Origin of the sequence: Phyllobacterium myrsinacearum, assembly GCF_002980555.1 — a bacterium.
GTDB lineage: Bacteria > Pseudomonadota > Alphaproteobacteria > Rhizobiales > Rhizobiaceae > Phyllobacterium > Phyllobacterium myrsinacearum.
This window is the reverse complement of record NZ_PVBT01000001.1, coordinates 1382152-1395625: the sequence shown is the minus strand read 5'-3', so window position 1 is coordinate 1395625 and position 13474 is coordinate 1382152. Positions and strand designations below refer to the sequence as shown.

At 60.8% G+C, this 13474-nt stretch carries 17 protein-coding genes and 1 pseudogene; 12 read left to right on the top strand and 6 right to left on the bottom strand.

The features are described 5' to 3' along the window. Positions 1–5: 5 nt before the first annotated feature. From C5750_RS06845 to C5750_RS26330, 10 genes are all read left to right on the top strand, one after another. Entirely contained in the window at positions 6–1613 is a 1608-nt protein-coding gene (locus C5750_RS06845) for a hypothetical protein (protein WP_130502051.1), read from the top strand. 89 nt (positions 1614–1702) lie between these two features. After that, entirely contained in the window at positions 1703–1990 is a 288-nt protein-coding gene (gatC, locus tag C5750_RS06840; protein WP_105733014.1) for an Asp-tRNA(Asn)/Glu-tRNA(Gln) amidotransferase subunit GatC, read from the top strand. 8 nt (positions 1991–1998) lie between these two features. Beyond that, the gene (locus C5750_RS06835; RefSeq protein ID WP_105733013.1) at positions 1999–2481 is read left to right on the top strand and encodes a GNAT family N-acetyltransferase; all 483 of its coding nucleotides are present in this window, start codon (positions 1999–2001) and stop codon (positions 2479–2481) included. A 12-nt stretch (positions 2482–2493) separates the two neighbouring features. After that, positions 2494–3975: an Asp-tRNA(Asn)/Glu-tRNA(Gln) amidotransferase subunit GatA gene (gene gatA, locus C5750_RS06830; RefSeq protein WP_105733012.1), complete on the top strand. Its 1482-nt coding sequence runs from the start codon at positions 2494–2496 to the stop codon at positions 3973–3975. Next, positions 3966–4445 carry a GNAT family N-acetyltransferase gene (locus C5750_RS06825; RefSeq protein ID WP_105733011.1) on the top strand — a complete coding sequence of 160 codons (480 nt, stop codon included), beginning with the start codon at positions 3966–3968 and terminating at the stop codon, positions 4443–4445. The genes gatA and C5750_RS06825 overlap by 10 nt, the downstream gene beginning before the upstream one ends. 9 nt (positions 4446–4454) lie before the next feature. Then, a complete protein-coding gene (locus C5750_RS06820) occupies positions 4455–5249 on the top strand; it encodes a YdcF family protein (RefSeq protein WP_105733010.1) in 795 nt (264 codons plus the stop codon). Next, positions 5249–6427 (top strand): BaiN/RdsA family NAD(P)/FAD-dependent oxidoreductase, encoded by a 1179-nt coding sequence (locus C5750_RS06815; RefSeq protein WP_105733163.1) that lies wholly within the window; start codon positions 5249–5251, stop codon positions 6425–6427. Before C5750_RS06820 ends, C5750_RS06815 begins: the two co-directional genes overlap by 1 nt. A 9-nt stretch (positions 6428–6436) precedes the next feature. Continuing rightward, complete coding sequence (locus C5750_RS06810; RefSeq protein ID WP_245420995.1) at positions 6437–7180, top strand: GNAT family N-acetyltransferase; 744 nt, start codon at positions 6437–6439, stop codon at positions 7178–7180. Between the two features lie 123 nt (positions 7181–7303). Continuing rightward, the gene (locus C5750_RS06805) at positions 7304–7483 is read left to right on the top strand and encodes a hypothetical protein (RefSeq protein ID WP_105733009.1); all 180 of its coding nucleotides are present in this window, start codon (positions 7304–7306) and stop codon (positions 7481–7483) included. Between the two features lie 342 nt (positions 7484–7825). Further along, positions 7826–8011, top strand: coding sequence for a hypothetical protein (locus C5750_RS26330; RefSeq protein ID WP_130269205.1), 186 nt, complete (start codon positions 7826–7828; stop codon positions 8009–8011). Between the two features lie 42 nt (positions 8012–8053). Here the strand turns inward: C5750_RS26330 and C5750_RS06800 are convergent, their stop codons facing one another. Next, on the bottom strand, positions 8054–9586 hold the full coding sequence (locus tag C5750_RS06800) for an acyl-CoA carboxylase subunit beta (protein ID WP_105733008.1): 1533 nt from the start codon (positions 9584–9586) through the stop codon (positions 8054–8056). A gap of 177 nt (positions 9587–9763) precedes the next feature. On the opposite strand from C5750_RS06800, the gene C5750_RS06795 reads away from it, so the two are divergent. Both C5750_RS06795 and C5750_RS06790 read left to right on the top strand, forming a co-directional pair. Further along, positions 9764–10858, top strand: a complete 1095-nt coding sequence (locus tag C5750_RS06795; RefSeq protein WP_105733007.1) for a YjgN family protein — start codon at positions 9764–9766, stop codon at positions 10856–10858. Position 10859: 1 nt separating this feature from the next. Then, positions 10860–11918 (top strand): M48 family metallopeptidase, encoded by a 1059-nt coding sequence (locus C5750_RS06790; RefSeq protein WP_199537971.1) that lies wholly within the window; start codon positions 10860–10862, stop codon positions 11916–11918. 1 nt (position 11919) lies between these two features. Here the strand turns inward: C5750_RS06790 and C5750_RS06785 are convergent, their stop codons facing one another. The 5 genes and pseudogenes from C5750_RS06785 to C5750_RS06765 all read right to left on the bottom strand — a co-directional run bounded on the left by C5750_RS06785 (position 11920) and on the right by C5750_RS06765 (position 13466). Then, positions 11920–12390, bottom strand: a complete 471-nt coding sequence (locus tag C5750_RS06785) for an SRPBCC family protein (protein WP_105733005.1) — start codon at positions 12388–12390, stop codon at positions 11920–11922. Then, positions 12380–12748: an ArsR/SmtB family transcription factor gene (locus tag C5750_RS06780; protein WP_425350415.1), complete on the bottom strand. Its 369-nt coding sequence runs from the start codon at positions 12746–12748 to the stop codon at positions 12380–12382. Before C5750_RS06780 ends, C5750_RS06785 begins: the two co-directional genes overlap by 11 nt. Before the next feature lie 52 nt (positions 12749–12800). Continuing rightward, a pseudogene (locus C5750_RS06775) lies at positions 12801–13034 on the bottom strand (helix-turn-helix domain-containing protein); the annotation flags it as partial. 1 nt (position 13035) lies between these two features. Then, positions 13036–13269, bottom strand: coding sequence for a helix-turn-helix domain-containing protein (locus C5750_RS06770; RefSeq protein WP_105733002.1), 234 nt, complete (start codon positions 13267–13269; stop codon positions 13036–13038). Next, on the bottom strand, positions 13266–13466 hold the full coding sequence (locus C5750_RS06765) for a hypothetical protein (protein ID WP_105733001.1): 201 nt from the start codon (positions 13464–13466) through the stop codon (positions 13266–13268). Before C5750_RS06765 ends, C5750_RS06770 begins: the two co-directional genes overlap by 4 nt. Positions 13467–13474 lie beyond the last annotated feature (8 nt).

Sequence of the window (13474 nt, the reverse complement as noted above, 5' to 3'; positions counted from 1 at the left end):
GTATTGTGCGTAAACTATTCCTGATTTCCTGCGTCATGGCGCTGTCGGCACCGGCTTTCGCCCAGACGATCGACGCCAAGGGCGCCGATGAACTTGCCAATACCCTGTCGAAATATGTCGGCAAGACCGCGCTCAAGAACGGCATTCTCAAGGTAGCGCCAGAGGCCGACGGCTACCGCATCACCTTCAGCACCGATGCTTTCCTCAAGGCCATGCCGAAGCAGGACCTGCTGAAGGGTAGCCTGGGTGAGTATAGCATTCTGACCAAGCCGCTGGCCGACGGCACGTGGAACGTGACATCGGGCAACATGCCCTCGGCTGCGTTCGAAGTGAGCGGGCCGAAGGGGCCTGAGTCGTTCCAGTGGTCGGTCGATGACGGCAGCTGGACCGGATTGTTCGACCCGAAGATCGGCACGTTCTCGACCTCGACCTTCGCCTATGATGCGTTCAAGCTGTCGCTGAAGTCGGCCGAACAGGATATTGATGCCAGTGCCAGCGCGGCAAAGGGGCAGATGCTTGCCACAGCCGCCGCTTCGGGCGGTGTCGATCTCAACATGACGCAATCCTTCGCCAACTTCAACGAAACGATCGTCACCAAGCTCCCCAATCTCGACGCAGCCTCGGATGAGGGCGAAGCGGCCAAGACTGAAACGCCCAAGACCGAAACGCCGGCCGCCGGTGAACCGGTAAAGGTGACACTGCGCAGCAGCGAACTCGGCAGCGTTGCCGAGGGCAAGGGCTTGCGCAACCGGGAGCTGATGGATTTGTGGGCGTTCGTCATCGCCCATGTGGACGAGAAGAAGCTGAACAAGGCCGGACAGGATGAACTGAAGCAGAAGCTGAAGGCCGCGCTGCCGCTTTGGGACAAGCTCAAGGGCGAGTATCATTTCAAGGACTTTGCCGTTGAAACGCCGCTGGGCAATTTCGCCGCTCAGAACATTTCGCAGGAAACCAACCTCGACGGCATCAGCAAGGATGGCGCCTATCACTACGCCATGCGCACCAACGGCCTGAAATATCCGGCCCTGCCGATCCCTGAATGGGGTGTGCCGTTCCTTCCGACCGATGTGGAACTGGTGATCGGGACGGCCGGTGTCGATCTCGATACGGTCGTCAAGGGCGCCATCGACGATATGGACCTGAACCGCGAAAAGGTTCTCTCTGAGGAGTTTGAAGCTGCAACCGCAGCACAATTCCTGGTTGCGCCGCCCAAGCTCGTGATTTCGAAGAGCCTGGTGCGCACCGCCGATGCGGAGCTGACGGTCGAAGGCGAGATGACCTTTACGGGGTTGAAGCCCGCCAGCCACACCACGTGGGAGATGGCCGGTTTCGACAAGGTCGTGGAACGCCTGAACAAGGCGGCGGAAACCGATGCCGAGATCAAGAACTACATCACCTTCGTCAAGCTGGCGAAGGATTTCGGCACGGAAGTGGACGGCGGACGGGTCCGGTGGGTCGTTGACCAGAAGGCCGACGGTTCCGTTGCCATCAACGGCAATCCTGTGAAGGGCCCGGACCCCGTTGTCGAGCCGGGCAGCGACGACACCATGGATGTGCCTGCGCCCGAGGATGAAGAAGACAATCCGGATGCGCAGACGGACAAGGCGCAGTAATCGGCGCCTGCCGCGCCGACTTGTCCGTTGCGCTTGCCCGCAACGGACACTATAGCTGCTTGATCAAGATTTGAATTTCGGGAATCCCAATGTCTGTCGATATTTCCACCGTCAAACGCGTCGCGCGTCTTGCCCGTATTGCCGTGAGTGAGGACGATGCGACCCGCATGACCGGCGAGCTGAATGCCATCCTCGGTTTCGTCGAACAATTGAACGAAGTGAATGTGGATGGCGTGGAGCCCATGACGTCGGTCACGCCCATGGCGATGAAGAAGCGCCGGGATGTCGTCAATGACGGCGGCAAGGCGGCCGATATCGTTGCCAATGCGCCGGTCACCGAGGAGAATTTCTTCGTCGTTCCGAAAGTGGTGGAGTAGGCGCAGCCATGCCGGTCACCGTCGCCATCGAAACGCCCCTGCAGGATGATGTCCGCGCTCTGGTCGATGCGCTGAATGCGCATCTTCTGCCGCTGTCGCCGGTCGAATTCCAGTTCAAGATGACGGTGGAGGAGATGGCGGGTGACGACACCACGGTTTTCATCGCCCGCGACGAAACCGGACAGGCGGTCGGCTGCGGCGCGCTGAAGCGGCATGATGCTGAAACCGGCGAGATCAAGCGCATGTTCACCCTGCCGTCCGTGCGCGGCAAACGTGTCGGTTCGATCCTGCTTGCGGCCATAACCGGGCTCGCCCGCGACAAGGGCATATCCCGGCTTGTGCTGGAGACGGGCGTTGGCCCCGGATTTGATGCGGCATGGCGGCTGTATGAGCGTTCCGGCTTCACCCGCTGCGGCGTACTCCTCGATTATCCGGATTCGGAACACAGTGCATTTTACGAAAAGCGGCTCGCCCTCGCGCCAGCCCAATAAACAGGACTTGATATGACCGATCTGACCGCTCTCACCATTGCCGAGGCGCGCGACCAGCTGAAAGCCAGGGCGATCACCGCCACCGAGCTGACCAGTGCCTATCTCAAGGCAATCGAGACTGCGAACGGGGCCCTCAATGCCTACATCGCCGTCACGCCTGACAAGGCGCTTGACATGGCCAAGGCATCCGATGCCCGTCTGGCTGCAGGCAAGGCCGGTGCGCTGGAAGGCATTCCGCTTGGGATCAAGGACCTGTTCGGTACCGAAGGCGTCCACACGCAGGCCTGTTCGCACATTCTCGACGGCTTCAAGCCGCATTACGAATCCACCGTCACATCCAACCTGTGGGCCGATGGCGCCGTCATGCTCGGCAAGCTCAACATGGATGAGTTCGCCATGGGCTCCTCCAACGAAAGCTCCTATTACGGTCCGGTGAAAAACCCGTGGCGCGCCAACGGCTCCAATGCCGATCTGGTGCCCGGCGGCTCGTCCGGCGGTTCGGCCGCGGCGGTTGCCGCCCGCCTGTGCGCCGGTGCGACAGCCACCGATACCGGCGGCTCCATCCGCCAGCCCGCCGCCTTCACCGGTACTGTCGGCATCAAGCCGACCTATGGCCGCTGCTCGCGCTGGGGCATTGTTGCCTTTGCCTCGTCGCTGGATCAGGCGGGTCCGATTGCCCGCGACGTGCGCGATGCGGCGATCCTGCTCAAATCCATGGCCTCCGTCGATTCCAAGGATACGACATCGGTCGATATCGCCATTCCCGACTACGAATCCATCATCGGCAAGCCGCTGACCGGCCTCAAGATCGGCATTCCCAAGGAATACCGTGTCGAGGGCATGCCGGAAGAGATCGAAAAGCTGTGGCAGCAGGGCATTGCCTGGCTGAAAGATGCCGGTGCATCCATCGTCGATATCTCGCTGCCGCACACGAAATACGCGCTGCCCGCCTATTATATCGTGGCACCGGCGGAAGCCTCGTCGAACCTTGCCCGCTATGACGGCGTGCGTTTTGGCCTGCGCGTGCCGGGCAAGGACATTGTCGACATGTATGAAAGAACCCGCGCCAGCGGTTTTGGCGACGAGGTCAAGCGCCGCATCATGATCGGCACCTATGTGCTGTCAGCCGGCTACTACGACGCCTATTACCTGCAGGCGCAAAAGGTCCGCACCCTGATCAAGAAGGATTTCGAGGACGTCTTCCATGCCGGCGTCGATGCGATCCTGACACCGGCGACGCCTTCGGCTGCCTTCGGCATTGCCGATCAGGATCTCGCCTCCGATCCGGTGAAAATGTACCTGAACGATATTTTCACGGTGACCGTCAACATGGCCGGGCTTCCCGGCATCGCCGTGCCTGCCGGACTGGACAGCCGGGGCCTGCCGCTTGGCCTGCAGCTGATCGGACGCCCGTTTGACGAGGAAACCCTGTTCCAGACCGCCTATGTCATCGAACAGGCCGCGGGCCGGTTCAACGCGCCGAAATGGTGGTAATCAGGCCTGCCGCGCAAGCCGACATCGCGGCCCTGGCCGCGGTCGGCTCACGGGCCTGGGCTTCGAATATCTTTTCCTTCGAGCCGGAGCTGCCCGGCATGCGTGCCCATGTCGAGCGTGCCTACCAAGCCTTTGCCGAGGAACACTTTGCCCGCGTGCTCGTGGCCGAGGCGGATGGTGTCATTCTCGGCTGGGGTGCGCGCGAAAAGAACGATGATTACATCTCGGATATGTGGGTTGATCCCGTGTATCAGGGGCAGGGCATCGGTTCGCTCCTGCTCAAGGCGCTGAAAGCCGACATTGCCGCTGCGGGATATGCAACCGCGCGGCTTGAATCCCATGCGCGCAATGCCGGTGCCATACGCCTGTACCAGCGCGAAGGCTTTGCAATCGTGCACCGGAGCCTCGAATGGTCCGAGAGCCTCGAGCGCAAGATCGAGAAGGTCAAAATGCTGGCGAAGCTGACGTAGGAATTTTCAATGTTTTTCTTTGTTTCCAAGCTGTTCTGGTTCGTTGCTCAACCTTTGAATTTTTCCATTCTGCTGATGGGCCTCGCATTTTTTGCCGTGTGGTTCTCCTGGCGGCGCATTGCGATGACCGCATCCGCCAGCGCATTTCTGATCCTGGGCCTCGCCGTCTGGAGTTCGCTGGGTGCGCTTCTCCTGCATCCGCTGGAAGACCGGTTCCAGCGCCCGTCGCCCGCACCCTCGCATGTCGATGGCATCATCGTCCTTGGCGGCGGTTTTGAAGGCGGGGTCAACCTCGTGCGCGGCGGCTATGAGCTGAACGCCAGCGGCGACCGTTTTGTCGAAACGGCGGTGCTGGCGCGGCGTTACCCCGAGGCAAAGGTCGTGGTGACAGGCGGTGGCGGTACGCTGGTGCTGGAGGGCGAGGGCGATGCCGCCACGGCGCCGCGCCTGCTGACGGCCCTCGGCGTGTCCGCCGACCGGCTGGTTCTCGAGAATGAATCGCGCAACACCTACGAGAATGCCCAGTTCACCAAAAAACTGCTTGATATCAAACCCGGTGAGACATGGCTGCTCGTCACCTCAGCCTTCCACATGCCCCGTTCGGTCGGGCTGTTCCGTAAGGCGGGTTTCCACGTGGTGCCGTGGCCTGCCGATTACCGTACCTCCGGCATCGAATATCCTGGCTTTGCCCAGGACAACCCGATTGACTCCCTGCAGAACCTGACGATCGTCCTGAAGGAATGGGTCGGGCTTTTCGCCTATTGGGCCACCGGCCGCACCGATGAACTGCTGCCGTCGCCATGATGAAGCAGGTGGACGTTCTCATCATCGGCGCGGGCGCCGCGGGCATGATGTGCGCTGTCGAGGCGGGCAAGCGCGGCCGCTCGGTGCTCATTGTCGATCACGCCAGGGCGCCGGGCGACAAGATCCGCATTTCCGGCGGCGGGCGCTGCAATTTCACCAATCTCAACGCTGCCCCGCAGAACTACATCAGCAAAAACCCGCATTTCTGCATTTCCGCGCTGCGCCGCTACACCCAGCGCCATTTCATCGCGCTGGTCGACCGCTATGGCATCGCCTGGCACGAGAAGACGCTGGGCCAGCTGTTCTGCGACGGTTCGGCCAAGCAGATCATCGATCTGCTTGTGACGGAGATGAAGCAGGCCAATGTCGATCTGCAGTTGCAGACGGTGGTGGAGTCCATTGAAGCAACGGCGGACGGTTATACCGTCGTGCTGTCCGGCGAGCGTGTGCGCTGTACCTCGCTGGTGGTGGCCTGCGGCGGTAAATCCATCCCCAAAATGGGTGCAACCGGCTTTGGCTATGATGTTGCCAAGCAGTTCGGTCTGGCGCTGACCGGCATCCGCCCGGCGCTGGTGCCGCTGACCTTCGATGACAACACGCTGGCACCCTTGAAACCCCTGTCCGGTATTTCCGTCGATGCCGTCGTCAGCCACGGCAAGACAAAATTTGCCGAAGCCATGCTCTTCACCCATCGCGGCCTCAGCGGTCCGTCGATCCTGCAGATTTCGTCCTACTGGCGCGAGGGCGACACGATCAGCGTCGCCATGCTGCCGGGCGTCAACATCCTTGACGCGCTGCGTGCCGCCCGCGCGCGCAATGGGCGGCAGGCGCTGCAGACAGCCCTGTCGGAGCTTTTGCCGAAGCGGCTGGCGCAGCTGATCGCCGAAAATAGCGGCATCCACAGCCATCTCGCCGATGTCTCCGACAAGCAGTTGCTCGGCGTCGAAAAGGCCATCAATGAGTGGCAGGTCAAACCGGCGGGGTCCGAGGGCTACCGCACGGCGGAAGTCACGCTGGGCGGTGTTGATACGGATGGGCTCGACCAGAAGACGATGGAAGCCAAATCCGTCAAAGGCCTCTACTTCATCGGTGAAGTGGTCGACGTGACGGGCTGGCTCGGCGGCTACAATTTTCAGTGGGCCTGGTCATCCGGCTGGGTGGCGGGACAGGCGGTCTAGGAGAGAAACGTGAGTGATGATCTGAACTGGCGTGCCGAGGAAGCCTGTTTCAATGCGTGGCCGTCGCCGCGGCAGATTCTGCATGGCGGCTGGCTGATGCGGTTTGCCGGCGGCGGTGTTCGCCGCACCAACTCGGTCAACCCCTTGCGCGGACCGCGTGCCGCGCCCGCCGGCGTGATCGATGCGGCGGAAAAACTCTATGGCGCGCTTGGCCGCGACTACATTTTCCGGGTGCCGACCATTGCCGATGACATGGAAGCCATGCTGGTCGAGCGCGGCTACCGCTTCGAGGGCGGCAGCACGGTTTTGCACTGCGACCTCAGCCGCCATCGCATGGGCAGTGCAGCCGCTGCCGACCTGTCGCGTGAGATGACGCCGGGCTGGGCGCGTGACGGCAAGCGCATCTCCGGCTGGCCGGATGATGAGCAGGCGGTTTTTACCGATATGATCGCCTCCATCGTCGTGCCAAAGGCTTTTGCCTCCGTCACCATGGATGGCCGGATCGTCGCCAAGGCCTACGGCGCCATCAGCAACGGCCTGCTCGTGCTGGAATCCGTTGCCACCGATGCGGATTACCGCAAGCGCGGCTATGGCCAGCGGGCGGTCGGAACCTTGCTTGACTGGGCGCGGGACGAGGGGGCCGAGGGTGCCTGCCTGCAGGTTCTCACCGACAATCAGCCGGCGCGGGCGCTCTATGCCTCGCTGGGTTTCGAGCGCGAACTCCACAGTTATCACTATCGCCGGAAACCATAGACGGCAAGAATCTCCGCTAATGCCGTTAATCGAATTGCCTGATTGCGGGAATCCTGCTTCCTTGACGGCAGCAGCGTGTCTGTTCAAGCCGCTGCTGCAGTCAAACTGGGAGGTAAGACAGCCATGTGGATCAAACTGACCGACGTTAACGGCGATCTCATCACACTCAATTTCGCCCATGTCGTTTCGTTCAACCCTTACGGGACAGGAACACACATCGTTACGACAACCGCTGGTTTGACCTTCTTCGTCAAGGAAACCATTGACCAGATCCAGAGCAAGGTCGGCATCGAGTCCATTTAAGCCGCCACGCGCTCACCCCCGTTGCAATGCCTTGGTGCGTGGTTCCCTGAACCACGCGCTCACCCCCGGCCACACCTCTGCATTAACCATAAGGGTAGAGGAATCCCGCCCCAAAACGGTGTTTTACTGTTGTTTCATAATGTAATATTTGCGTGATATTTACGGACGGGGAACCTTTTTACGATTTATTGGTTTTATTCAAACGAGAGTCAAAATCGGATACAAATAGTGATTTGTTAAATCGTTTGAATTTTCTTAATGTCACAATGCATCCGAAATACAGACGCATGCTGAAACAGGATTATTCTCTTGGCGAGAATAGTTTAACTAGAGGTGTGAACAATGCTAACAATAAATAAAGAAACGTCGTCGCCGTCTGAAGCACGTGTCATCAAATTGCCGAAGGTCGGCGTGAAGTCGAGCGCAACAATGGTCAAGGCCGCCGCCAAAATGGCAGAGCCATGCGACAAGCGCACCATCTCGCAGATCCTTCGCGAATCCAGCGGCGGCTTCAGCTTCCGCCGTTAAATCCCCGATATTCTTTTTGTCTTGAACTGCCGATATCCCGCCTTAAAGCGGGATATTGTCATGTTTCTTCCAGGGATTTTCGAGATCCTTGTTGCGCAGCATGCGCAGTGCCCGTGAAACCCGCTTGCGCGTGGAATGGGGCATGATCACCTCATCGATATAGCCGCGCTCGGCCGCCACGAATGGCGACAGGAACCGGTCCTCGTAGCGTTTCGTGTGCGCCGCGATTTTCTCCGCATCGCCAATATCCTTGCGGTAGATGATTTCCACCGCGCCCTTGGCACCCATCACCGCGATCTGCGCCGACGGCCAGGCATAATTGATGTCGCCGCGCAGATGCTTGGACGCCATCACGTCATAGGCGCCGCCATAGGCCTTGCGCGTGATGATGGTGATTTTTGGCACCGTGGCCTCCGCATAGGCGAACAGAAGCTTGGCGCCATGTTTGATCAGGCCGCCATATTCCTGCGCCGTACCGGGGAGGAAGCCCGGCACATCGACGAAGGTGACGATGGGAATGTTGAAACAGTCGCAGAAGCGGACGAAGCGCGCCGCCTTGCGCGAGGCATCGCTGTCGAGCACCCCGGCAAGAACCATCGGCTGGTTGCCGACGATCCCGACGGTGCGGCCCTCGACGCGGCCGAAGCCGACGACGATGTTTTTGGCAAAGCTTTCCTGAATCTCGAAAAAGTCGGCCTCATCCACGGTTTTGCGGATCAGTTCCTTGATGTCATAGGGCTTGTTGGCATTGTCCGGCACCAGCCGGTCGAGCGAATAGTCCGGTTCATCCGTATCCTGGAAACATTCGATCTCGGGAATATCGGCGGTGTTGGATGCCGGGAGAAAATCAATGAGGCGGCGCATCTGCAACAGCGCCGCCACGTCATTGTCATAGGCGCCGTCGGCAATCGACGATTTGGTGGTGTGGATCGACGCGCCGCCCAGCTGTTCGGCCGTCACCGTTTCATTGGTCACGGTCTTCACCACATCAGGCCCGGTGACGAACATGTAGGAGGTGTCGCGCACCATGAAGATGAAATCGGTCATGGCGGGGGAATAGACATCGCCGCCCGCACAGGGGCCCATGATGACGGAGATTTGCGGGATAACGCCCGATGCAAGCACATTGCGCTGAAAGATTTCCGCATAGCCGCCGAGCGCCGCCACGCCCTCCTGGATGCGCGCGCCGCCCGCATCGTAAAGCCCGATCACCGGCGCGCGGTTGCGCAGGGCCATGTCCTGGATTTTCTGCACCTTTTCCGCATGCGCTTCGGACAGCGAGCCGCCGAACACGGTAAAATCCTTGGCGAAGACGAACACCGTGCGCCCGTTGATGGTGCCCCAGCCGGTCACGACGCCATCGCCGGCAAATTTTGTCTCTTCCATGCCGAAATCGGTCGAGCGGTGTTCGACGAACATGTCGAACTCCTCAAAGGAGCCTTCATCGAGAAAAATGTCGATGCGCTCGCGCGCCGTCAGCTTGCCGCGCTTGTGCTGGGCCTCTATCCGCGCCTTGCCGCCGCCCTCCCGCGCAATGGTCCTGCGGCGCTCCAGCTCGATCAGCACATCCTTCATGGCATCCTCCTCATTGTGACATTTCTGATATCAGGACAAACCGGCCTGTGAAAGCGGTTTGTCGGCGATATCAAACGGCTGTTGAAGCGAAATTCCGGCCGCGCGATTGCTATCCCGCCCCAAGTCGGGCTAAGCAAGTCGCAGTGTCCAGTTCGACAATTCTGTTTCGGGGGAAACATGGAAGGCTCGCCACACGTACAGTTCGGCCGTCCGGCTGAATATACAGGTCACCGGTTTGCCTTTTCCGGCACCGGCAAAGAGTATTTCGGCATCTGGATCGTCAATATATTGCTGACGATTGTAACGCTCGGCATCTATTCTGCCTGGGCAAAGGTGCGGCGCAATCGCTATTTCTTCGGCAATACCAAGCTGGCCGATGGCTGGTTCGATTATCATGCCCGGCCGAAACAGATTCTGATCGGACGCATCCTCGTCGTCGGCTATCTCATCCTCTACAATCTGCTCCTGCGGTTTTCGCCGCTCCTTGGCGGACTGCTCGGCCTGGTGTTCATCGTCGCGATCCCCTGGCTGATCGCACGCGGCCTGCGTTTCAGCGCGCGCGTCACCAGCTACCGCAATGTGCGCTTCGATTTCACCGGCGGTTACTGGGGCGCTGTCCGGGCCTTTTTCCTCAGCAGCCTGGTGGCTGGGCTCAGCTTCGGCCTGCTTGCGCCCATCGCCAGCCGGTGGACGCTGCGCTACACCCTCGGCAACCTGCGCTATGGCGGAAAGGTGTTTTCACCCGATCCGACCCTCGGTGCGCTCTACCGCGCCTGGGTGCTGCCCGCAGTGCTGACGGTCGGCGGCCTTGTCCTGCTCGGCATCATCATCGGCGGTTCGGCCGCCGGCCTGCAGGCGCTGAAGGCCAATGACTTTGCCAATGATCCTGCCCGCAACGTCGCCTTCATCGTCACGCTCTATCTCATGCTCCTGCCGGTCCTGCTGCTCTACGCGGTTGTCGGGCTGCTGTATTCGGCGGGTGTGCGCAATGCCGGTTTTAGCGCCACCACATTCGACGGGCGCCATTACCTCTTCTCCGACATGCCGCGCTGGACCTATGCCTGGGTGATGGTCTCCAATCTGGTTGTCACCATCCTCACACTCGGCCTGATGCGGCCCTGGGCCGCCGTCCGGCTGGCGCGCTTTCACGCGGACTATACGGCTATTGTCTTTGACGGCGATGTCGGCGAGATTTTCTCGGATATCAAGGACAGCGGTTCGGCTGTCGGTTCGGAATTCATGGATATCGAAGGTATCGATTTTGGTTTCTGACATGGGGAAACTGACGACAGGCCTCTGGTACCGCGAAGGATCGAGCGCGGGACGGGGAGCCAGTCTGGTTTTCGCCGACGATGCCGTATCCGTCGTTGCCGTGGACGGAACCATCCTGTCCGCCGCCGCCTTCGGCCAGATCGGCATCAGCGACCGCGTCGGATCGATACCGCGGCGCCTGACCTATCCCGACAGGACCAGTTTCGAGACGATGGACAATGACGCCATCGATGCGCTGGTGGCGGCGCAAAAGGGGCGCAGCGCCGGGTGGATACACCGGCTGGAGCGGTTCCACCCCCGGCTGCTGGTGCTTGTCCTCCTGACCTTCGCCTTTGCCTTCTCGATTTACCGCTTTGCCGTGCCCGCTCTGGTCGAAGTTGCCGTTCTGGTCACGCCGCCGGTTGTCCCGGCACTCATGTCGAAGGGAACGCTGCAAACGCTCGACACCACGGTTTTCTCGCAAAGCACCCTGACAGATGCCGACAAGGCCGGGCTGAAGGACGGTTTTGAGAAACTCGCGGCCAAATCCGGCCTCGGCGCTGGCGGCTTCAACCTGAATTTTCGCGATGGCGGCATCATCGGCCCCAATGCCTTTGCCTTGCCGGATGGCACGGTTGTCATCACCGACCAGCTGGTCAAGCTGGCGGATGGCGACACGGAAATGCTGCTCGGCGTGCTTGCCCATGAAATCGGCCATGTGGAGCTGAAACACAGCCTGCGCCAGCTCTATCGTGCCGCCGGGGTTGCCGGGCTGATCATGCTGATCGGCGGCGATATCGGCGGCAGCACCCATGATGTGCTGGTGCAGGGCGGCGGTTTACTGGCCTTGTCCTACTCACGCGCCGATGAAAGCGCCGCCGACCGGCACAGCGTCGAATTGATGCAGAAGGCCGGGTTTGATCCCGCCGCCATTGCCCGCTTCTTCGCGCTGGTGGAGGACAAGCTCAACGACCACAGTCCCACCAGCATGCTGGAAACCCATCCCGGCACGCCCGAGCGGCGCAAAATGGTACTCGATTATGCCGGGGAACTGAAGGCGAGGGCCGGGACAAGCAACTAGCTCAGGCCAGTTGCTGGACGAAGGCTGCCAGCTGGCCAATGGCGGTGCCCCAGCCCTCCTCAAATCCCATCTCTTCATGCTTGCGGGCGTCGGCGGCGTCCTTGTGCAGAACGCGCGAGGCGTAGCGGGTGCCGCTGCCCTCCGCCTCGAAGGTGATGATCGCGGTCAGGGCCAGCCAGGGTTCGGCCGGTTTCCAGCCGCCGGTCATGACGGTGGTGAAGACGAGTTTTGCTTCCGGCACGATCTCCAGGAAACAGCCATCGACATGCGGTTGGAAATCGCCGCCGTCCTCGCGCATGCGCGTTTCGAACGCGCCGCCGGGGTGAAGATCGAGCTTGACCACCTTGCATTCGATGGGGGCGGGGATCCACCATTTCGCCAGATGTTCCGGTGTGCTCCAGGCCTTCCACACGAGGGCGGGCGGCGCCTTGATGAAACGCGCAATGGTCAGTTCGGATGGGTTAGCCGGCATCGTCAACACTCCCGTTCATCTGGGTTTCCACATAATCGGCCAGCCGGTCCGCCCGGCCCTGCCAGAGGGCCCGCTGCTCGGCGAGCCAGGTTTCAGCGGCCGCGAGCCTTTCGGTATCCACCCAGCAGGTGCGCACGCGGCCGGTCTTTCTGGAATGGATCAGCCCGTCGGCCTCAAGCACCCGCAGGTGCTTCATGAAGGACGGCAATCCCATGGCAAAGGGTTCCGCCAGTTCCTTGACCGGGGCAGGGCCGCGGGTCAGGCGGCTGACCACGGCCCGGCGGGTGGGGTCGGCGAGGGCGTGAAAGGCGGCATCCAGCGAAGTCTGATAGTTTTCCATATGGAGAACTATAGACAAAAGTTTTCCATTTGGCAAACTGTTTTAGCTGCAGACGTGAAATGCGCTAATCCGCCAGCCGCACCCCTGCGCCGCCGGCACGCTCGGCGCCCTTGTCGAGAAAGACCACGCCGGCGGCCGACAAGGCATTCTTGAGATCATCAAGCGTCCGGTCATAGGGGATGCGTTTGCCGGTTTCGAAGGTTGCAATGGTCGCCGGTGCAACCTTTGCCACCTCCGCAAGCCTGGATTGCGACCAGCCAATCAGGGCGCGTGCAGCGCGGCACTGCGCGGGGGAGAGCGTCATGCTATTTCAGCCTGACGCCCGGCCCGCCATCGACCGTCTGGCCATCGGCGAGGAAGACCACGGACTTGGCTTCAAGCGCCGCTTGAATAGCCCGCAAAGTGGACGCCTTGGGGTCGGCCAGACCGCGTTCGATATTGTTGAGACCGGTTGTCGACAGGCCAGCCAGTGTAGCCAGTTCCGCCTGGGTCAGACCCAGCATCGCCCGTGCACCGCGTATTTGCTCAGGAGTAATCACGTTCTTCGTGTCGGGCGGCCACGCGCGGCGATTTCCTTGTCGATTTCACGCGCAAGTTCGGGAAACACCTCCCTGAACGGCCGCATCTGCCGCATTTCGTCGTCGGTCAGTTCGGGGTTGTCGACGGCATCCCAGTCTTCTCTTGTATAGCCGCGGTCCGGTTGGAACGCTTTCTGCAATTCGCGTTTGACAGCCATCAGATGAG